We start from the raw sequence: 21,280 nt of genomic DNA on the forward strand, positions 1-21,280 counted from the left end.
CGGACGCAGGTTGTATCGGGTTGATAGATTGGTTTTAAAATCATACGGTTAGTAATATGAAACATACTGTTGAAGTGATGATCCCGGAAGACGAGATCAAAGCGCGTATCGCCGAATTGGGTCGTCAAATCACCGAACGTTATAAAGACAGCGGCAGCGAAATGGTGCTGGTGGGTCTGTTACGCGGCTCGTTCATGTTCATGGCGGATCTGTGCCGTCAGGTGCAGGTTTCCCACGAGGTCGATTTTATGACCGCTTCAAGCTACGGCAGCGGCATGTCGACGACGCGTGACGTGAAAATCCTAAAAGACCTGGATGAAGATATTCGCGGCAAAGATGTGTTGATCGTCGAGGACATTATCGACTCCGGTAACACGCTGTCTAAAGTGCGCGAAATCCTGAGCCTGCGCGGACCAAAATCGCTGGCGATTTGTACGCTGCTGGATAAACCATCCCGCCGTGAAGTCGACGTGCCGGTTGAATTTATCGGTTTCTCGATCCCGGATGAGTTCGTGGTGGGTTACGGCATTGACTATGCCCAGCGTTATCGTCATCTGCCGTACGTTGGCAAAGTGGTATTGCTCGACGAGTAGGTAAATCGCCGGGGTTAACCCGGCTTTTAACGGTTATTTGTGATTGGCGTGATTTTTGGTCAGGTTAGAAACGCCCTGACGATAGCGCTGTTCCAGCGTCTCGCGATTTGTTGCCGTCACTTCCAGATTTCGCAGTAATCCGTCGGAAATACCGTAGGCCCAACCGTGAATCGAGACTTTCTGCCCGCGCTTCCAGGCTGAACGCATAATGGTGGAGTGCCCCAGGTTGTACACCTGTTCCATCACGTTGAGCTCACACAGAGTATCAAGTCGACGCTCCTGCGGCATTTCGCCCAGCAGTGAGCTATGTTTGAACCAGATATCGCGAATGTGCAGCAGCCAGTTATCGATCAAACCCAGTTCTGGATTTTCGACAGCAGCCTGTACGCCACCGCAGCCGTAGTGGCCGCAAATAATGATATGTTCAACTTCGAGTACATCGACCGCGTACTGGACGACGGACAGACAGTTGAGATCGGTGTGAATCACCAGGTTGGCAACGTTACGGTGAACGAACAATTCGCCAGGTTCAAGACCGGTCAGGCGTTCAGCCGGGACGCGGCTGTCGGAACATCCAATCCATAGAAAGCGTGGGTTCTGCGCTTGCGCCAGTTTTTCGAAAAACCCCGGATCCTCTTCTACCAGCATTTTTGACCATAGTGCATTGTTGCTGATGAGTGTATCTATGTCATTCATAGAGGTTAACGACCTGTAACCGAGTAATTGCGTTGCGCTAATATAGGGTAACTCGACTTTTATTGAAACCACACAACGTGTGTCAGAACTATAGGTAAGTTTAATTCATGACAATTGCACTGGAGCTTGAGCAGCTTAAAAAAGTCTATTCCGGCGGCGTTCAGGCGTTGCGCGGGATCGACCTGAAAGTAGAAGCGGGGGATTTTTACGCCCTGCTGGGGCCAAACGGCGCAGGTAAATCTACCACCATTGGCATTATCAGTTCACTGGTTAATAAAACGTCCGGCAAGGTGGCGGTGTTTGGTTACGATCTCGAAAAAGACGTTGTAAATGCCAAGCGCCAGCTCGGGCTGGTGCCGCAGGAGTTTAACTTCAACCCGTTTGAGACCGTTCAGCAAATCGTGGTGAACCAGGCGGGCTATTATGGCGTCGAGCGTAAAGATGCCATGGAGCGTAGCGAAAAATACCTGAAACAGCTCGATCTGTGGGAAAAACGTGATGAACGTGCGCGGATGCTGTCTGGCGGCATGAAGCGCCGTTTGATGATCGCCCGTGCGCTGATGCATGAACCCAAACTGCTGATTCTTGATGAGCCTACCGCGGGCGTCGATATTGAACTACGCCGCTCAATGTGGGGCTTTTTAAAAGACCTGAATGACAAAGGTACCACCATCATCCTGACCACCCACTATCTGGAAGAGGCAGAAATGCTGTGCCGTAACATCGGTATTATCCAGCATGGTGAACTGGTGGAAAACACCTCGATGAAAAACCTGCTGTCCAAGCTGAAATCGGAAACCTTTATTCTCGATCTGGCGGCTAAAAGCCCGCTGCCGAAGCTCGAAGGCTATCAGTATCGTCTGGTGGATACCTCGACGCTGGAAGTGGAAGTCCTGCGTGAGCAGGGCATTAATAGCGTGTTTTCACAATTGAGCGCGCAGGGTATTCAGGTATTAAGTATGCGTAATAAAGCGAACCGACTCGAAGAGCTGTTTGTCTCGCTGGTACATGATAAAAGAGGAGAGCAGGCATGATGCAGCTTTATTGGGTGGCGCTGAAAAGTATTTGGGCCAAAGAGATCAACCGCTTTATGCGCATCTGGATCCAAACCCTGGTGCCGCCGGTGATCACCATGACGCTCTATTTCATCATTTTTGGCAACTTGATCGGTTCCCGAATCGGCGAAATGCATGGTTTTACCTACATGCAATTTATCGTGCCGGGGCTGATTATGATGGCGGTCATTACCAACGCCTATGCGAACGTTGCATCGTCGTTCTTTAGCGCCAAATTTCAACGCAACATCGAAGAGCTATTGGTTGCTCCGGTACCCACGCACGTGGTGATTGCGGGCTACGTTGGCGGTGGTGTGGCGCGTGGCCTGTGTGTGGGTATTTTGGTCACGGCGATTTCGCTATTCTTTGTACCCTTCCAGGTACATTCATGGCTGTTTGTCGGATTAACCCTGTTGCTGACGGCCATTTTGTTCTCACTGGCGGGTTTGCTGAACGCCGTGTTTGCGACAACGTTTGATGATATCAGCCTGATCCCAACATTCGTTCTGACGCCGCTGACCTATCTGGGCGGGGTCTTCTACTCGCTGACGTTGCTGCCACCGTTCTGGCAGGCGCTGTCGCATCTGAATCCGATTGTCTACATGATCAGCGGATTCCGCTTTGGATTCCTCGGTATTTCGGATGTGCCGCTGTTCACGACGGTTGGGGTGCTGGTGGTGTTTATCATCGCGTTCTATGCATTGTGCTGGTATCTGATTCAGCGTGGACGTGGGCTGCGTACCTAAAACCACAGCCCGGCGGCATGATGAGCGCCGGGCATGATTTTCTTTGATTGTTATCACCGACAATGAACCTTCACCCCGCTAAACTACTCGCCTGCTAAGGAGAGACACTATGCTAGGTTGGGTTATTACCTGTCACGATGACGAAGCCCAGGTGATGCTTGATCGCCTGGAAAAGAAATTTGGCCCGTTGGCGCAATGCCAGGCCGTCAATTACTGGCGTGGTCTGAGTACCAATATGTTAAGTCGCATGATGTGCGATGCCCTCCACCAAACCGATGCCGGGAAAGGGGTTATCTTTCTTACCGATAAATCTGGCGCTGCACCTTATCGCGCGGCGGCATTATTGAGCCATAAGCACGATAACTGTGAAGTCATCTCGGGTATTCACTACGGGTTAGTGGAGATGATGTATTTGCAGCGTGAATTAGTGAGCAGCGCTGAATTCCGCGATAAAATCGTGGGCCAGAATATCCCTGGCGTCAGCAGTCTGTGGCACCAGCAGCAGAAAAACCCGCCTTTTGTCTTGCTTCACGATCTGTATAAGAATTAAACGTTGGTATTGATGGCGCTTTTGTTACAATAGCGGCTGTTTTCTCGTACCGACAACTATCCCATGTTCATGCGTGTTTTCTTTCTGCTGTTCCTTTTGCTTTCCGGTGGCGCGTCTGCCAGCTTGTTAAGTCAGCAAGGTCTTCCTTCTCAATATATGCAAACCACCGAAGATGCGGCGATCTGGGCGCAGGTGGGCAATAACGTCATCAATGTAGGGAACGTACGCGCCGGGCAAATTATTGCCGTGGTGCCAACGTCGGCAGACTACTATGAATTCCGCTTCGGCTTTGGTACGGGTTTTATCGATAAAGGTCACCTGGAAAAGGTGCAGGGGAAACAGCGTGTTGAAGATAGCCTGGGCGATCTGAACAAACCGCTGAGTAACCAGAATTTACTGACCTGGAAAGATACGCCGGTGTATAACGCCCCGAACGGTGGGAGTGCTCCGTTTGGAACGCTCAGTGAGAACCTGCGTTATCCGATCCTGAACAAACTCAAAGATCGTTTGAATCAAACCTGGTATCAAATTCGCATCGGTAACAGGCTGGCATGGATAAGCAGTCTGGACGCACAGGAAGATAAAGGCATCCCGGTACTGACCTATCACCATATTTTGCGTGATGAAGAGAATACCCGTTTTCGCCATACCTCGACGACCACCAGCGTACGTGCATTCAACAACCAGATGGCCTGGCTACGCGATCAAGGTTACAGCACCCTGACGATGTATCAGCTGGAAGGATACGTACGCAATAAAATAAACCTGCCCGCGCGCGCCGTGGCGATCACTTTTGATGATGGCCTTAAATCCGTCAGTCGCTATGCATATCCGATCCTCAAAGAGTACGGCTTTAATGCGACGGCTTTTATTATTTCGTCGCGTATCAAGGGGCATCCGCAAAAGTGGGACCCAAAATCGTTGCAGTTTATGAGCGTGGCGGAGATGAAGGGGATACAGGATGTATTTGATATTCAATCGCACACCCACTTTCTGCATCGAGTGGACGCTAACAAGCAACCGATTTTATTAAGTCGTAGCTATCATGTGATTTTGTTTGATTTTGAACGCTCGCGTCGTGCGCTGGCGCAGTTTAATCCGCGGGTGCTTTATCTCTCATATCCGTTTGGTGGCTATGACGATAAAGCCGTGAAAGCGGCGAACGATGCCGGGTTTCATATGGCGGTCACCACGGTGAAAGGGAAGGTAAAGCCGGGGGATAATCCCTTCTTACTGAAACGTTTGTATATTTTAAGAACGGATTCGCTGGAGACAATGTCGCGGCTGATCAGTAATCAGCCGCAGGGGTAGCACTTAGGCAACCTGAACAGGAATCGCCTTTGCAGTACGCTTCATGTCGTTGTCGCCATCGAAATAGGCCACTTTCGGCTGCCAGCGATGCGCTTCTTCATCGGACATCATCACGAAGCTGGCGATAATCACGATGTCACCGACGTCAGCACAGTGCGCGGCGGCACCGTTGACGGAGATGATTTTAGAGCCACGCTCAGCCGCAATAGCGTACGTTGCAAAGCGTTTACCGTTCGTCACGTTCCAGATATCAATCGCTTCGTTTTCGAGAATTCCAGCCGCATCGAGGAAATCCTGGTCAATGGCACAGGAGCCTTCATAGTGCAGGTCCGCTTGAGTGACTTTCACACGGTGAAGCTTACCTTGCAGCATTTTGCGAATCATTACGTTTTACCTTTAATCATCATGCGTTACCCCCTCTCGACGAGGGGAGGATGAGACAACTACGCCAGTTCAACCACTTTATTGTCGATGAGACGTGCCTGACCAAGCCATGCGGCAACCAGGATCACCGCACGTTTGCTGCTGTCGGACAGCTCCAGCAGCGTATCACCATCACGGATTTGTACGTCGTCAGCTCGCAGGCCTTTGTCGTTTAACTCCTGCTCGGCGAGCGCGATAATTTCTTCTGGCGTCAGTTCGCGCGCCTTAAGCTGTTCGGCCATGGCGTTCATGACTTTGCTCAATCCAGGCGCGATTTTGCGCTGTTCGGCGGTCAGATAACCATTTCGGGAGCTCAGCGCCAGGCCATCTTTAGCACGCACAATAGGCACGCCAACCACGTCAATGTCATAACCCATGTCAGCCACCATCTTGCGAATCAACGCCAGCTGTTGGAAATCTTTTTCGCCGAAGCAGGCAATGTCTGGTTGTACCAGGTTGAACAGTTTGCTGACGATGGTCGATACGCCACGGAAATGTCCCGGGCGGCTGGCGCCTTCGAGCATGGTCGAAATACCCGGTACCTCGACGTAGGTTGCGCCTTCCGTTCCCTGCGGATAGATATCTTCCGGAGCGGGAGAAAAAACGAAGTCGACCTGGCGTTTATTGAGCTTCTCACAGTCTTCTTGAAGAGTGCGAGGGTAACGCGCCAGATCGTCCGCTCTGTCAAACTGCATCGGATTGACAAAGATACTGACCACCACGACGTCCGCACGTGCTTTCGCCTCGTCCACCAGCTTCATATGGCCGTCATGAAGATTGCCCATGGTCGGGACCAGCGCGATGCGTTTACCTTCCTGACGCAGGCGACGAATGTGCTGGCGCAGCAGCGGCAGGGTTTCAATGATTAGCACAACAAGACTCCTTAATGGAAACTGTGTTCTTCACCCGGGTAAACCCCGGATTCAACCTCGGCGATATACTGCCTGACTGCGGCGCGCATGTCGCCCGCCTCATTGAGGAAATTCTTCGCAAATTTTGGAATGTGGCCGCCGGTAATACCAAAGGCATCGTGCATAACCAGAATCTGGCCATCGGTGACGTTTCCGGCACCAATACCAATCACGGGAATAGAGAGCGCGTCGGTCACACGCTTCGCCAGTTCAACGGGAACACACTCAAGCACCAGCAGCTGTGCTCCGGCGGCTTCCAGCGCCAGCGCATCGTCGAGCAGCGTTTGCGCCGCGTCGCCACGGCCCTGAACTTTATAACCGCCAAAGATATTGACCGACTGCGGAGTCAAACCGAGATGGCCGCATACAGGTACAGCGCGCTCCGCGAGCATTTTCACCGTATCAACAAGCCATGCACCCCCTTCGATTTTGACCATGTTAGCGCCCGCTCGCATGACCGTGGCGGAATGTTCAAAGGCTTGTTCGGGTGTGGCATACGCCATGAATGGAAGGTCGGCCAGCAGCAGGCAATGCGGGGCACCGCGACGTACGGCGCGCGTGTGGTAAGCGATATCTTCTACCGTCACTGGCAGGGTGGAATCATGTCCTTGTACCGTCATCCCTAACGAATCGCCGACCAGCATGACGTTAATACCTTCTTCGGCAAATAATTTGGCGAAGCTATAGTCATAGGCGGTGATTGTGGCGAAGCGTTTTTTGTCCTGTTTGCATTTCTGCAGTAAGGAGATGGTGGTTGGTTTCATAATGTTTCCTGATAGCCCAAAGCGAATCTTTGCGCATTCTAACAGTAACATTCGGGGGAACAATGATTTTAGGCAACCGATCAATCACAAAGTATTAATGGGGTTTCAGCGTGAAAGCGGTGACCAGAGCGCGGGTTTATCGGCCTTGAGGTGCTGCAAAACGGCCATCAATGTTTCGCCGTTGGGGAAGGTGAGTTGTGGAGCGACGTCAAACAGCGGCCACAGCATAAAGCCGCGATTCTTCATATCGTAATGCGGTACCGTCAGGCGTTCCGAGTGAATCACTTCATCGCCAAACAGCATGATATCGAGGTCGAGGGTGCGCGGCCCCCAGCGTTCGTCTTTACGCACTCGCCCTTGCTGTAGCTCAATGCGCTGGGTGTTATCCAGCAGCGCGTGTGCGTCAAGGGCGGTTTCCAGCACGGCGGTAGCGTTCAGGTAATCAGGTTGATCCTGAGGCCCCAGCGGCGGCGTGCGATAAAACGCCGAAACCGCAACAAGGCGGCTTTGCGGGATATCACCCAACGCCTGAACGGCAGCGTTGACCTGCTCCAGCGGAGAGGCCAGATTGCTGCCGATGGCGATGTACGCCGTTGTCATGCACTGCCTTCGCGGCGAGGTGCGCGCTTGCGCGGACGACGGTGACGACGACGCTGTTCTGGCTCATCGTCCAGATTAGTGAGCATGCCTTTTTGCTCCGGCGGCGCGGAAACCTGGAACTCACCCCACCACTGCACCAGACTTTGCAGCTCTTTGTTGTTCTCAATCTCGGCACGTAGCGCCAGCAGATCGTAAGCTGCGCGGAATTTAGGATGCTCCATCAACTTCCAGGCGCGTTTACCCTGACGGCGAGACATACGCAGCTGGAGCTGCCAGATATCGCGAACCAGCGTGGTAATGCGCTTAGGAATCGCCAGATTACGGCAGGCTTCGTCCAGAACATCATTCGCGGCAAGCGCAAAGGCGTCGTAATAAGCCAGACCGCTTTCCTGAGCAATTTTCTGTGCGGTTTCCAGTAACGGATACCAGAACATTGCGGCGAACAGGAACGCCGGATTAACACGCATATCGTTGTGAATGCGGGTATCGGTGTTTTTCAGTACCTGAGCGATGATGCGCTCCATCGGGCTATCACCGCTTTCGGTGAAGTAGCGAACGATGGACGGGAACAGGGGCTGGAACAGGCTGTTTTCACGCAGCAGCTTATAGGTTTCAAAACCATAACCTGCTTGCAGCATCTTCAGCGCTTCTTCAAACAGGCGCGCTGGAGGAACGTCGTTAATCAGCGTAGCCAGGCGCGGGATCGGTTCGGCGGTTTCTGCACTGATTTGCATGTTCAGCTTGGCAGCAAAACGCACGGCGCGCAGCATGCGGACCGGATCTTCGCGGTAGCGCGTTTCAGGATTGCCGATCAGACGAATCATGCCGTCTTTCAGATCCTGCATACCACCCACGAAATCACGCACCGTAAAATCGGCGACGCTGTAATAAAGGCTGTTGATGGTGAAATCGCGACGCTGGGCATCTTCTTCGATGGAGCCAAAAATGTTGTCGCGCAGCAGCATGCCGTTTTGGCCGCGCTGAGACGTGGTGCGATCCGATGCTTCGCCGACTTCGTGGTGACCACGGAACGTCGCGACTTCAATGATCTCCGGCCCAAACATCACGTGGGCAAGACGGAAGCGGCGGCCAACCAGACGACAGTTGCGGAATAATTTACGCACCTGTTCAGGCGTGGCGCTGGTGGTCACGTCAAAATCTTTTGGCTTTTTGCCGAGCAGTAAATCGCGAACCCCGCCGCCCACAAGATAGGCCTCATAGCCTGCTTTATTCAGACGATAGAGCACCTTGAGGGCATTTTCACTGATATCTTTGCGGGAAATAGTGTGCTGCTCACGCGGAATAACCGACATATGAGATTGAGCAATAGCGTCGTTCGCCATGCTTTCATCGCGGCTTAGCACCTTACGGCAAAAATTAGCGACTCGAGTAAAAATAGTACACCTCGGTAGTGTGTTTTATTGACAGGACAAAAAAATAGCGGCTAATCATAGCTCAGCGAGACGCATTTGAGAATGCTGGATTTTTGGTACCGCTAAAAGCGCCCAATTCTCCACGGCTTTATTCAATAATTCGTCAACGTCTAAATCTTGCCATTCGGTTGTTACATTCTGGTTTAGAAATCGCAAAGCGTCGATTAAAACCGGGCGCGGATCGCTGTTAGGCAGCGCTGGCGCATGGTTCTGTTTCGAAAGTTTATTCCCCTGATCGTTCAGCGCCAATGGCAGATGAATATAATGCGGGGGAGTCCAGCCAAAATGGTGATAAAGCGAGATTTGCCGTACGGTGGGTTCAATCAAATCGGCCCCGCGCACTATTTCAGTGACGCCCTGGAAATGGTCGTCAACGACAACCGCAAGGTTATAGGCAAATAAACCGTCGCGGCGATGAATGATAAAATCTTCATGCGCCAGCCGAGTGTCAGCCTGGATTTCGCCGAGAAGTCGATCGTGAAAGTGGGTGACGGGATAGTGCTGCCACAAACGAATGGCGGCATTTTCTGGGCCACGATGTTGTGTGCGGCAATGCCCATCGTAGACCCCGCCCGTACTCTGAATACGTGCGCGCGTGCAGGTGCAATAGTAAGAACATTTTTGCTCGTACAACCACGTCAGGCGTTCGCGATAGGCATCGTGGCGCTGTGATTGCCAAAGTACCTCGCCGTCCCAGTGAAGGCCGTAATGTTCCAGTTGACGCAGAATCGTTTCTGCTGCACCGGGAACTTCACGCGGGGGGTCAATATCCTCAATGCGAACGCGCCAGATACCCTTATTCGCTCGCGCTTGCAGGTAACTGCCAAGGGCTGCTATCAAAGATCCGAAGTGCAATTCACCGGAGGGAGATGGCGCAAAGCGCCCGATATAGTCTGATTGAGGCATATTCACGGCAGACAAAAGGTAATAAGGCGGGAGATTTCCCCCGCCTTTATGATCGTTTTGACAGGACTGGGATTAACCCGCCATCTGTTTTTCGCGGATTTCAGCCAGCGTTTTACAGTCGATGCACAGATCGGCAGTCGGACGCGCTTCAAGGCGACGAATACCAATTTCCACACCGCAGGATTCACAGAAGCCGAAATCTTCGTCTTCAACCTTCTTCAGCGTTTTCTCGATCTTTTTGATCAGCTTGCGCTCGCGGTCACGGTTACGCAGTTCGAGGCTGAACTCTTCTTCCTGAGCGGCACGGTCTACCGGATCCGGGAAGTTTGCAGCTTCGTCCTGCATATGGGTAACGGTGCGATCGACTTCATCCCTAAGTTGATTACGCCATGCTTCAAGAATACGCCTGAAGTGAGACAGCTGGGCTTCGTTCATATACTCTTCGCCCGGTTTCTCTTGGTATGGCTCCACCCCAGCGATGGCGAGAATACTCAGGGACGATGTTTTACGGTTTTGCCCTTCTTGCATGTTGTTTCTCCTTAACACGCACTATCGATCCCCGTGTTGGGGGAAAAATCAGGTCGCTATAAATAGCAGATGCTTTTCCGTAAGGCAATTATCTAAACGTAACACTTGACAAGCCTGTGAGGAAAAGCGTATTTGCGCACGCGGCCAGTACACCAAATCGTCATCTTCTAAACCCTTATAACACAACGGGTAGAGTCGATATCAGAGTCATATTATCGGCAGAAAGTTCCGCTTTATAAGCTAAAATCTCCACCCCCTGCTTTTGTGCCTCATTCAACAGTTGCGCGTATTTCGGATCAATATGGCGGGCGGGGGAAAATCGTTCAATTGCTGAGTGCAAAACCGCAAACAACAATACGGCGCGCTTGCCCGCCGCCGCTACACTCATCAACTCTCGCAGATGCTTTTGGCCGCGTAGCGTCACCGCATCCGGAAAGTAGCCATTATCCTTGTCTGCTAACGTCACTGATTTGACTTCAATATAGCACTCAGGACGGCCTTCCGCCTGTAACATAAAGTCAATTCTGCTGCCTTCCTCGCCATATTTTACTTCGCTTTTTATGACGCTGTAATCGAGCAATTCCGCAATACGATTTTCGACGATAGCTTCTTTAACCAGCTGGTTTGCTCGCAATGTATTCACACAAATAAATGCGCCTTGCTGGGTTTGAGTCATTTCCCAGGTATGAGCATATTTGCGTTTAGTATTTTCTGATGCTGAATACCAGACCGTGTCGCCCGGCGTCGCACAGCCGGTCATCGCACCGGTATTTGGGCAGTGGATCGTCAGATGTTCACCCGCAGGGGTGACGACATCTGCCAGAAACCGTTTATAGCGCTGGATAAGCGTAGCTGACTGGAGCTCAGGGCTAAACTTCATCGTGATTCCTTGGATTTTCGCTAAGCGTAAAGCGCTGAAGCGGAGTATATCGGGTCCGTCCCTGGTGAAAGACAGATTCATACAGCACAAATTCATCCACTGTAAATGTCCAGCTAAAGCCGGGCGCAGGGATTGCTACGGCGTGGCTGGTATTGCGTAGCAGGCTGATATGGGGATGAAACGGCTGCGGGCTTTGGTAGCAGCCGCTACGTGCAGCCTGTGCGCGCAGCATATTCGCCAGTTGCAATAAGCCGCGCGGAGGCTGTCGGGTGCCCAGCCAGACCACGCGCGAGCGCAGCCATTGGCCTGCATCATCCAGATTCAGGCTAAAGCCGGGTTGATAAATGCGCCCGGCCATGGCCACCAGCGCACGTTGCTTTTCAGCGCTAACCTCACCCAAAAAGGCCAGCGTCAGGTGCAAATTGGCCGCCGCGACCGGACGGCCTGCTTCTGCTGGGAAATGCCCGGCACGCCAGCGTACGATCTGGCGCTGGATTGCGGCGGGGGGCTCAATGGCGAAAAACAGTCGTTTCGACTCAGACATACGGGGGACTCGGTAATGATATGCGCCGATGCTACAATGTACGCCGTCTAATGTTAACCCTCTGGAGCTGTTAGTGTCCTCATTGCCGGTTGCCGCCGTCCTGCCTGAGCTGCTCGTTGCTTTACAAAATGCCCCCCAGATTTTGCTTAATGCGCCGACCGGTGCGGGTAAATCGACGTGGCTGCCGTTGCAGATCTTAAAATCGGGTGGGATTCGCGGAAAAATAATTCTGCTGGAACCCCGCAGGATCGCCGCGCGAAATGTAGCACAGCGGTTGGCGGAACTGCTCGACGAGAAACCCGGCGAGACGGTGGGGTATCGCATGCGTGCTGAAACCTGCGTTGGGCCGAATACGCGCCTGGAGGTTGTGACGGAGGGGATCCTCACCCGAATGCTGCAAAGCGATCCGGAACTGACCGGCGTGGATCTGGTGATTCTTGATGAATTTCACGAGCGCAGCCTACAGGCGGATATGGCTCTGGCATTGCTGCTGGACGTTCAGCAAGGGCTACGTGACGATCTTAAGCTGCTGATCATGTCGGCCACCCTCGACAACGATCGTTTACAGCAGATCCTGCCCGATGCACCGATCATTCGTTCCGAAGGGCGTGCCTTCCCGGTTGAACGCCGCTATCAGCCGCTTTCTTCACATCAACGCTTTGACGACGCGGTGGCAATCGCCACTGCCGACCTGCTGCGCCAGGCCCCTGGTTCGCTGCTACTCTTTTTACCCGGTGTAGGTGAAATCCAGCGTGTACAAGAAAGACTGGCCGCGCGCGTGGGCAGTGACGTGCTGCTTTGCCCGCTCTATGGTGCGTTGTCGCTCAATGAACAGCGTAAAGCGATACTTCCTGCCCCTGATGGTCAGCGCAAAGTGGTGCTGGCGACTAACATTGCGGAGACCAGTTTAACGATTGAAGGTATTCGTCTGGTGGTCGATACCGCGCAGGAGAGGGTGGCGAGCTTCGATCCGCGTACCGGACTAACGAAACTGCTGACGCAGCGGATTAGCCAGGCCTCGATGACGCAGCGCGCAGGTCGCGCCGGGCGACTGGAGCCGGGAATATGTCTACATTTACTCGGTGCTGAACAAGCCGAACGTGCCGCTGGGCAGAGCACTCCGGAGATTTTGCAAAGCGATCTCTCTGGGCTACTGATGGAGTTACTTCAGTGGGGCTGTCAGGATCCCGCGCAGCTGACCTGGCTGGATACGCCTCCTGCCACTCACCTGGCGGCAGCACGTCGCTTGCTGACTCAGCTTGGGGCACTGGAAGAGGGACGTTTGTCCTCGCGTGGTCAAAAAATGGCAGGTCTTGGCAACGATCCGCGTCTGGCGGCTATGCTAACGGCAGCAAAAGGCGACGACGAAATTGCCACGGCGGCAAAACTGGCGGCGATCCTTGAAGAACCCCCGCGCGGCGCAAGCAGCGATCTTGCGACGGCATTTTCGCGCAATCAACCAAACTGGCAGCAGCGGGCCCGGCAGTTAGGTCAGCGACTCAACAGTCGTGGCGGTGAGCCGAACGGGGGAGACATTGTTAGCCTGCTGGCGGCGGCCTTCCCCGACAGGATTGCGCGTCGGCGCGGCCTGGACGGTCGTTATCAACTGGCGAATGGAATGGGGGCAATGCTGGACAGCGATGATGCGCTGACTCGTCACGAGTGGCTTATTGCGCCGTTGCTCTTACAGGGCAGTCACTCCCCGGATGCGCGGATTCTGCAGGCGATTGCCGTTGATATTGATGCATTAACGCGAGCCTGTCCGCAGCTGGTGCAACTTTCTGATACCGTCGAATGGGATGATGCACAGGGAACGCTTAAGGCGTTTCGCCGCAGCCAGATTGGCAGACTCACCGTCAGTGTGAAGCCGCTGGCGAAACCGTCTGAAGAAGAGCTGCATCGGGCGATGCTTAACGGCATCCGCGAAAAAGGACTCAGCGTGCTGAACTGGACGCCAGAGGCCGAGCAGTATCGTCTGCGTCTACACTGCGCCTCACGCTGGCTGCCACACTATGCCTGGCCGGAGGTGGATGACGAGACGTTGTTGGCCTCGCTCGAAGAATGGTTACTGCCGCAAATGCAGGGGGTGCACTCGCTGCGCGCCCTGAAAGCGCTGGATGTTAAGGCCGCGTTACAGAATTTACTGGACTGGTCATTACGTCAACGTCTGGATAGTGAACTGCCCACGCATTACACTGTGCCGACCGGAAGCCGGATTGCGATTCGTTATCATGAAGATAATCCGCCGGCGCTGGCGGTGCGGATGCAGGAAATGTTTGGTGAAGCGACCACACCCTCCATTGCTGAAGGGCGTATTGCGCTGGTGATGGAGCTGTTATCACCTGCGCATCGCCCGCTACAAATTACCCGTGATTTAGGGGCGTTTTGGGCGGGCAGCTATCGTGAAGTGCAAAAAGAGATGAAGGGGCGTTATCCGAAACACGTCTGGCCGGACGATCCGGCAAATACAGCGCCGACAAGGCGTACGAAGAAGTATTCGTAGTTTGTGCGGTGCGTGTGGGGCGGCCTGATGCCCTCACCCCGGCCCTCTCCCACGGGGAGAGGGAGAATTCGTTTATTTTGAGAGATTTCTTCTTTCGTCGATGGGCGGAAGAAAAGAGAATCGGGCCCTTGCGCCTGAACGTTGCGGAGAGAAAGCATGGCGGGGAATGACCGCGAGCCAATAGGACGTAAAGGAAAACCTGCGCGTCCGGCGAAAGAAAAAGTGAGCCGTCGTCCAGTCAGAGATGAAGACTATGACGATGACTATGAAGACGATTATGAGGATGAAGAACCGATGCCCCGTAAAGGAAAAGGCAAAGGGCCTAAGCCTCGCGGTAAGCGTGGCTGGTTCTGGCTATTGCTGAAACTGTTTATTGTTTTTGTTGTGCTGATGGCGATTTACGGCGTGTATCTGGATCAGAAGATTCGCAGCCGTATCGACGGTAAGGTCTGGCAACTGCCTGCGGCGGTGTATGGTCGCATGGTAAACCTTGAGCCAGACATGCCCGTCAGCAAAAACGAGATGGTCAAACTGCTTCAAGCCACGCAGTACCGTCAGGTGACGAAGATGACACGTCCTGGCGAGTTTACCGTGCAGGCGAAAAGCATCGAGATGATCCGTCGTCCGTTCGACTTCCCGGACAGTAAAGAAGGGCAGATGCGTGCGCGTCTGACCTTTGACGGCGATCGTCTGGAAACGATCGAGAACCTGGATAACAACCGTCAGTTCGGTTTCTTCCGTCTCGATCCGCGCCTGATCACCATGCTCTCTTCGCCAAACGGCGAGCAGCGCCTGTTCGTTGCGCGTAACGGTTTCCCGGATCTGCTGGTGGATACGCTGCTGGCAACCGAAGACCGTCATTTCTATGAGCATGACGGCGTCAGCCTGTACTCTATTGGTCGTGCGGTGCTGGCGAACCTGACCGCCGGACGTACGGTGCAGGGCGCAAGTACGCTGACCCAGCAGTTGGTGAAGAACCTGTTCCTCTCCAGCGAACGTTCGTACTGGCGTAAAGCCAACGAAGCGTACATGGCCGTGCTGATGGACGCGCGTTACAGCAAGGATCGTATTCTTGAACTGTACATGAACGAGGTCTACCTCGGTCAGAGTGGCGATAACGAAATCCGCGGTTTCCCACTGGCGAGTCTGTACTACTTTGGTCGCCCGGTAGAAGAGCTGAGCCTCGACCAGCAGGCTCTGCTGGTGGGCATGGTGAAAGGTGCGTCGATCTATAACCCGTGGCGCAATCCGAAGCTGGCACTGGAACGTCGTAACCTGGTGCTGCGCTTGTTGCAGCAGCAGCAGGTTATCGATCAGGAACTTTACGACATGCTGAGTGCGCGTCCGCTGGGCGTCCAGCCGCGCGGTGGCGTGATCTCCCCGCAGCCTGCCTTTATGCAGATGGTGCGTCAGGAGTTGCAGTCCAGGCTTGGCGATAAAGTGAAAGATCTCTCCGGCGTGAAGATTTTCACCACGTTCGATTCGGTCGCGCAGGACGCCGCCGAGAAAGCCGCCGTTGACGGCATTCCGGCACTGAAAAAACAGCGTAAGCTGAGCGATCTGGAAACCGCGATGGTGGTTGTTGATCGCTATAGCGGTGAAGTTCGTGCGATGGTCGGCGGGGCAGAACCGCAATATGCAGGCTATAACCGTGCGATGCAGGCGCGCCGTTCGATTGGCTCACTGGCAAAACCAGCGACCTATCTTACCGCGCTGAGTCAGCCGAATCTGTATCGTCTTAATACCTGGATTGCCGATGCGCCGATTGCCCTGCGTCAGCCAAATGGCCAGGTGTGGTCACCGCAAAACGACGATAAGCAGTTTAGCGGTCAGGTGATGCTGGTTGATGCATTAACGCGTTCAATGAACGTACCGACGGTTAACCTTGGCATGGCGCTGGGTCTGCCTGCAATTACGGACACCTGGCAGAAGCTGGGCGTGCCGAAAGAGCAGCTGCATCCGGTTCCGGCGATGATCCTCGGCGCATTGAACCTGACGCCAATCGAAGTGGCCCAGGCGTTCCAGACCATTGCCAGTGGGGGCAACCGCGCTTCGCTCTCTTCATTGCGGTCGGTGATCGCTGAAGATGGAACGGTGCTGTATCAGAGCTTCCCGCAGTCAGAGCGCGCGGTTCCGGCTCAGGCAGCGTATATGACGCTCTGGACCATGCAGCAGGTTGTGCAGCGTGGTACGGGTCGCCAGCTTGGCGCGAAATACCCGGGTCTGCATCTGGCGGGTAAAACAGGGACGACGAACAACAACGTTGATACCTGGTTTGCCGGTATTGATGGCCGTGAAGTGGTCATCACCTGGGTGGGCCGAGATAACAACCAGCCGACCAAACTGTACGGTGCGAGCGGGGCGATGTCGATTTATCAGCGCTATCTTGCCAATCAGTCTCCGGTTCCGCTGAACCTGACGGCACCTGAAGATATCGTTGATATGGGCGTAGATGATGCCGGTAACTTTGTCTGCGGCGGTGGTGTGAGAACTCTGCCGGTCTGGACGGCCGATCCGGATTCGCTGTGTCAGCAAAACCAGCCAGAACAGCCGACGGGCAATCCGTTTGAGCAATCTTCTCAGCCACAGCAGCAACAGCAGCAGCCGCAGAATGAGAAGAAAGACAGCGACGGTGTCGCGGGTTGGATCAAGGACATGTTTGGCAGCAACTAATTAAATTATCATGGTATAAGCCGCTTTGTCATAAAGCGGCTTTTTTTTTGCATTCTGCTTAAACTATTTATTCCATGAATGGTATTGCTCTAAATTAAGTTTAATTAAAAGTCGAATTAAGAATAAATAACAACACGTTTATTTTTTATAAAACAGAAGCTTGAAAATTTTTCAAGGTGTGATGTCCCGCGGTCATCTGGACAGAGTCAAGATTAATCTGATTAAATTGGATTGTTAGTAAACAGGCATGACTGGCAGTTGCATATTATTAATGCAACCGGTAATGGAATAATATGTCGATATAATACAAGGGATTCACGATGAGTAAATATTTAATTTCCTCCATATTAGCTGGAGGGCTAATGGTGTCGGCTATTGCTCCGGCACTCGCTGCAGGTGATTCAGGAACTGTTAATTTTTCTGGTAAAATAGTTGCCGATACCTGCGAAATTAACGTCGATGATTCAGGAACAAATGCAACAACGGTGACTTTCGCTGATACGTATCCTTCCGATTATTCTGGTGATGGAACGGTCGGAACCTCAAAAGCGTTTAGGATTGAAGTGAAAAAATGTGACCCGTTGGTGGCTAACCTAAATTTGAAATTCAGCGGAACGACATCAGACGCAGGCCATAAGCGCCTTCAGAACGACCTTTCTGGCGCTGGCAATGCAACGAATGTCGGTATTACCGTCAGCAACGAAAATGGAACGAAAGGAGATGTTCTCTTCAATGGCTCCGTGCCTGATGCGACAACCGATGTGGCAAATGATGCAACCGGCACAACGGCATCTGTTTTTAACTATACCGCTAAGGTGATACAGGTTGGTGCGACTGTACCTACCGCGGGTAAGTACTCGGCTTCAGCAACCTTTGAGGTCGTATATCGTTGATTGTATTCAGGCAGCATGAAAATGCTGCCTCAGCCAGGTCGATTGTTTATGAATGCCCTTTCAAAATTCTTATGCGCCACTTTGATAATGAGTTGTTTTTCTGTGCAAGCCAGTATTGTCCTTGGTGGTACGCGTATTATCTATCCAGCAAATAAAAATGAAGTGCAGATTGCGCTAAAAAATAAAGATCTGCATACCCGTTACCTGGTGCAAAGTTGGGTGAGTTACCCCGATGATGCAAAAGCACCATTCGTCATTACTCCACCTGTATATAAATTACAAGAGAATCGCCAGACACTTTTACATATTATTTTTACGGGTGATAAAAATACATTACCCAAAGATCGTGAATCACTTTTTGTGGCCAATGTTAAATCGGTTTCCGCGATTGCTCCTGAAATGAAAGACAAGAATACGCTGCAGTTTGCGATGAAAACGCGATTAAAACTGTTCTGGCGCCCAGCGCAATTAGCTGAATCAGATGCCATGCGGGCCTTCGAGAAAATCACGTTCCGACGTACGGGCGAGCGACTTATGGCAAAAAATCCAACGCCATTTTATGTCTCGTTTGGCGAACTTTCGGTTGGCAATACGGCGGTGCCCGTTGTTGACACTAAAGCCACGCCCGGTGCGCTTTCAATGATGGTCGCGCCGTTTAGTGAGAAGACTTTTATCCTCCCTAAAGCTGCCAATGGTCCGGTGATCTGGACGGCGGTGAATGATTTTGGTGCGCAAACGTCGCAGCGAAAACAAACGCTTTAACTCAATATGTTGGAAAAGTATGTCTTCATCACCCGTGCTCAAATCGGTATTAAACGGAATAACGTTGGCATTGCTAACCGTATTCCAACCGGCTTGTGCAGAAGATGAATTCAACCTGCGGATCCTGGAGCTGGATACCCCGCTGGAAAATACCGCCACGCTTGAAAATTTCATCAAAGACAACGGGTTGTTACCCGGTAAATATCTGACCACGATAGTATGGGGAAAAGAGGTTATCGAGAAACGTACGATAATGTTCTCCCTTTCAGACGATAAACAACGCCTGCTGCCAGCACTGACAAAAGCAGATTTACGTGAGTTTGGTGTCAAAGTGGATGCGATTACGGGCATCAAAGAGATGAAAGAGACGGCTCGTGTCGATGACATTTCTCACTACCTTGATGCAGCGAGGTATGATTTCAATCTGGATGACCAGACGCTTAATCTTGTTATCCCACAGATTTATCGCGATCAACGCGCCGTTGGAACGATCGATCCAAAATACTGGGATGATGGCGTGACAGTAGCCTGGGCAAGCTATCAGATTAGTGGTTCTCAGCAGCAGTCAAGCTACGGCAAAACAACGTCGACCTGGCTTGGACTCGATTCTGGTTTCAACCTCGGCGCGTGGCGCCTTCGTAATAACAGCACATGGAGTGATTCCTCAGACTGGGACGTCATCAGCACCAGCCTACAGCGTGATATCAAACCATGGCAAAGCCAACTCGAAATTGGGCAAACCTACACCAATGGTGAACTCTTTGACAGCGTACAAATGACGGGGATGAAGCTGGAAACCGACACTTCCATGCTTCCTGCCAGCCAGCAAGGTTTTGCGCCTGTCGTTCGTGGTATCGCGAATAGTGATGCCAAAATTACTATCAAGCAGAATGGTTACACCATTTATCAAACCAACGTCCCGGCGGGACCTTTTGACATTCGCGATCTGAGTCAGGTAACGGCGGGTACGGATTTGGAAGTGACCGTTGAAGAAGCCGATGGTAGCGAGCATAGCTTTATCCAGGCCAGCGCCTCGGTGCCAATATTGCAGCGCGAAGGCGGTTTCAAATACGCAATTGCCGCCGGAACTTTTCGCGGGGAGCAAGGAGAAGAAGCGCCTGCGTTTGCACAAGGAACGGTGATATATGGTTTGCCGTATGGCGTCACTGCATACGGCGGAGCACTCGGGGCATCGTTATATCACGCACTGCTGGCCGGTGCTGGAGCCGATTTAGGTCGTTTGGGATCGGTATCTGTGGATATCACTGCGGCACGCACCCGTTTCGATGATGGACGTGATGATGCGAATGGACTGTCCTGGCGTATGCAATATTCAAAGGATATTCCGGATACGAATACTATGGTGACGCTGGCGAGCTATCGCTATTCGACATCAGGATTTTACTCCTTTCAGGAAGCCATCGATCGACGTGATACCGACTTTGACGATGGGATCTACACCTATCGCTGGATGAATAACCGCCGTAGTCGCATGCAGATAAATGTCTCGCAACGCCTGGGAAGTTTGGGATCGGCTTATCTCAATACCTATCAACAAGATTACTGGGGGATGGGCGGTTACGAACGCAGTGTAAGCGCAGGATTTAGCTCAAGTTGGCAGGATATCACCTGGTCTGTGAATATCAATATGACCCAAACCCCGGATGCAGACAACGACCGACAGATGGCTTTCTCGGTCAACGTTCCTCTCTCGCATTGGCTGCCCAACGCATGGGCGACTTATAGCGTGAATACCGCAAGCAATGGATACGCCTCTCATCAAGTTGGACTGGGGGGAACGGCGCTAGAAAACAATAATCTGAGCTACAACCTCCAGCAGAGTTATACCCAAAATGACGCGGGTTATGGTGCCAGTATGTCAGGTCGATATCGCGGATCGTCTGGAGAAGTTGGCCTGGGCTATCGCTATGGTGGCAGTGACAGGCAATGGAATTACAGTGCGCAGGGATCGGTCGTTGCGCACGAGTATGGCGTCACGCTCGGTCAGCCGGTGCGGGATGCTTTTGCTATTGTGCACATTCCTGAGGGCGACGATGTCAAAGTGCAAAACGGACGCGAAATTTCTACCGATGGTTTTGGTAACGCGATAGTTCCAACGCTAACGGCCTATCGCCACAATGTAATTACAGTGAACACGCAGGAAAATGACAGCGTCGATATTGAAGCTTCCACTCTGGATGTTGTTCCCACGAAAGGGGCTGCGGTCACTGCAACCTTTGACGCTCGAGTTGGGCGTCGTGCCCTGGTGACGCTGCTTTATCTTGGCAAGCCAGTACCATTCGGCGCTATCGTTGCTCTGGATAATACGACGGCGATTGTGGGTGATGATGGGGAAGTGTGGCTCACGGGTCTCAGTGGAACGGTTGCGTTTCGCGTGCAGTGGGGAGAAGGGCGTGGGCAGTATTGTTCAGGAACGCTTGTGGTACCCGTTAAGGATGCCTCAAGTATTATAAACGCTACGGTGAGTTGCCGTTAGGTAGGGGTAAGA

General features: G+C 52.6%; 20 protein-coding genes. 10 read left to right on the forward strand and 10 right to left on the reverse strand.

Annotated elements, in window-relative coordinates; all coding sequences use genetic code 11:
* Positions 1-56: 56 nt before the first annotated feature.
* Positions 57-593, forward strand: a complete 537-nt coding sequence (hpt, locus tag AC6EMZ_RS14255; RefSeq protein ID WP_498403186.1) for a hypoxanthine phosphoribosyltransferase — start codon at positions 57-59, stop codon at positions 591-593.
* A gap of 33 nt (positions 594-626) precedes the next feature.
* Here the strand turns inward: hpt and can are convergent, their stop codons facing one another.
* Positions 627-1,289, reverse strand: a complete 663-nt coding sequence (gene can, locus AC6EMZ_RS14260) for a carbonate dehydratase (protein WP_498403188.1) — start codon at positions 1,287-1,289, stop codon at positions 627-629.
* A 107-nt stretch (positions 1,290-1,396) separates the two neighbouring features.
* On the opposite strand from can, the gene AC6EMZ_RS14265 reads away from it, so the two are divergent.
* From AC6EMZ_RS14265 to AC6EMZ_RS14280, 4 genes are all read left to right on the forward strand, one after another.
* Positions 1,397-2,323: an ABC transporter ATP-binding protein gene (locus tag AC6EMZ_RS14265; protein WP_498403189.1), complete on the forward strand. Its 927-nt coding sequence runs from the start codon at positions 1,397-1,399 to the stop codon at positions 2,321-2,323.
* A complete protein-coding gene (locus tag AC6EMZ_RS14270) occupies positions 2,320-3,090 on the forward strand; it encodes an ABC transporter permease (protein WP_498403191.1) in 771 nt (256 codons plus the stop codon). The genes AC6EMZ_RS14265 and AC6EMZ_RS14270 overlap by 4 nt, the downstream gene beginning before the upstream one ends.
* A 109-nt stretch (positions 3,091-3,199) precedes the next feature.
* Complete coding sequence (locus AC6EMZ_RS14275; RefSeq protein ID WP_498403192.1) at positions 3,200-3,640, forward strand: PTS sugar transporter subunit IIA; 441 nt, start codon at positions 3,200-3,202, stop codon at positions 3,638-3,640.
* 63 nt (positions 3,641-3,703) lie between these two features.
* Complete coding sequence (locus AC6EMZ_RS14280) at positions 3,704-4,951, forward strand: polysaccharide deacetylase family protein (protein ID WP_498403193.1); 1,248 nt, start codon at positions 3,704-3,706, stop codon at positions 4,949-4,951.
* Positions 4,952-4,954: 3 nt separating this feature from the next.
* Here the strand turns inward: AC6EMZ_RS14280 and panD are convergent, their stop codons facing one another.
* From panD to thpR, 9 genes are all read right to left on the reverse strand, one after another.
* Positions 4,955-5,335 (reverse strand): aspartate 1-decarboxylase, encoded by a 381-nt coding sequence (gene panD, locus AC6EMZ_RS14285; RefSeq protein ID WP_498403194.1) that lies wholly within the window; start codon positions 5,333-5,335, stop codon positions 4,955-4,957.
* A 59-nt stretch (positions 5,336-5,394) separates the two neighbouring features.
* On the reverse strand, positions 5,395-6,246 hold the full coding sequence (gene panC / locus AC6EMZ_RS14290; RefSeq protein ID WP_498403196.1) for a pantoate--beta-alanine ligase: 852 nt from the start codon (positions 6,244-6,246) through the stop codon (positions 5,395-5,397).
* Between the two features lie 11 nt (positions 6,247-6,257).
* A complete protein-coding gene (gene panB, locus AC6EMZ_RS14295) occupies positions 6,258-7,049 on the reverse strand; it encodes a 3-methyl-2-oxobutanoate hydroxymethyltransferase (protein ID WP_498403198.1) in 792 nt (263 codons plus the stop codon).
* Between the two features lie 105 nt (positions 7,050-7,154).
* Positions 7,155-7,649: a 2-amino-4-hydroxy-6-hydroxymethyldihydropteridine diphosphokinase gene (gene folK / locus AC6EMZ_RS14300; protein ID WP_498403199.1), complete on the reverse strand. Its 495-nt coding sequence runs from the start codon at positions 7,647-7,649 to the stop codon at positions 7,155-7,157.
* Entirely contained in the window at positions 7,646-9,046 is a 1,401-nt protein-coding gene (pcnB, locus tag AC6EMZ_RS14305) for a polynucleotide adenylyltransferase PcnB (RefSeq protein WP_498403289.1), read from the reverse strand. Before pcnB ends, folK begins: the two co-directional genes overlap by 4 nt.
* Positions 9,047-9,097: 51 nt before the next feature.
* Positions 9,098-9,988 (reverse strand): tRNA glutamyl-Q(34) synthetase GluQRS, encoded by an 891-nt coding sequence (gene gluQRS / locus AC6EMZ_RS14310; protein WP_498403200.1) that lies wholly within the window; start codon positions 9,986-9,988, stop codon positions 9,098-9,100.
* A 72-nt stretch (positions 9,989-10,060) separates the two neighbouring features.
* Positions 10,061-10,516, reverse strand: a complete 456-nt coding sequence (gene dksA / locus AC6EMZ_RS14315; protein WP_220267573.1) for an RNA polymerase-binding protein DksA — start codon at positions 10,514-10,516, stop codon at positions 10,061-10,063.
* 175 nt (positions 10,517-10,691) lie between these two features.
* Positions 10,692-11,396, reverse strand: a complete 705-nt coding sequence (gene sfsA / locus AC6EMZ_RS14320) for a DNA/RNA nuclease SfsA (protein ID WP_498403201.1) — start codon at positions 11,394-11,396, stop codon at positions 10,692-10,694.
* Entirely contained in the window at positions 11,386-11,940 is a 555-nt protein-coding gene (gene thpR, locus AC6EMZ_RS14325) for an RNA 2',3'-cyclic phosphodiesterase (protein ID WP_498403203.1), read from the reverse strand. The genes sfsA and thpR overlap by 11 nt, the downstream gene beginning before the upstream one ends.
* A gap of 73 nt (positions 11,941-12,013) precedes the next feature.
* On the opposite strand from thpR, the gene hrpB reads away from it, so the two are divergent.
* The 5 genes from hrpB (at position 12,014) to AC6EMZ_RS14350 (ending at position 21,268) form a co-directional block, all read left to right on the forward strand.
* A complete protein-coding gene (gene hrpB / locus AC6EMZ_RS14330; protein WP_498403205.1) occupies positions 12,014-14,443 on the forward strand; it encodes an ATP-dependent helicase HrpB in 2,430 nt (809 codons plus the stop codon).
* 156 nt (positions 14,444-14,599) lie between these two features.
* Positions 14,600-17,116, forward strand: a complete 2,517-nt coding sequence (gene mrcB / locus AC6EMZ_RS14335) for a bifunctional glycosyl transferase/transpeptidase (RefSeq protein ID WP_498403207.1) — start codon at positions 14,600-14,602, stop codon at positions 17,114-17,116.
* 320 nt (positions 17,117-17,436) lie between these two features.
* Positions 17,437-18,009 (forward strand): fimbrial protein, encoded by a 573-nt coding sequence (locus tag AC6EMZ_RS14340; RefSeq protein WP_498403208.1) that lies wholly within the window; start codon positions 17,437-17,439, stop codon positions 18,007-18,009.
* Positions 18,010-18,057: 48 nt separating this feature from the next.
* Positions 18,058-18,771: a fimbrial biogenesis chaperone gene (locus tag AC6EMZ_RS14345; protein ID WP_498403290.1), complete on the forward strand. Its 714-nt coding sequence runs from the start codon at positions 18,058-18,060 to the stop codon at positions 18,769-18,771.
* 19 nt (positions 18,772-18,790) lie between these two features.
* Positions 18,791-21,268 carry a fimbria/pilus outer membrane usher protein gene (locus tag AC6EMZ_RS14350; RefSeq protein ID WP_498403209.1) on the forward strand — a complete coding sequence of 826 codons (2,478 nt, stop codon included), beginning with the start codon at positions 18,791-18,793 and terminating at the stop codon, positions 21,266-21,268.
* The last annotated feature ends 12 nt before the right edge of the window (positions 21,269-21,280 follow it).

The organism is Enterobacter sp. SCRI0065 (genome assembly GCF_059766475.1).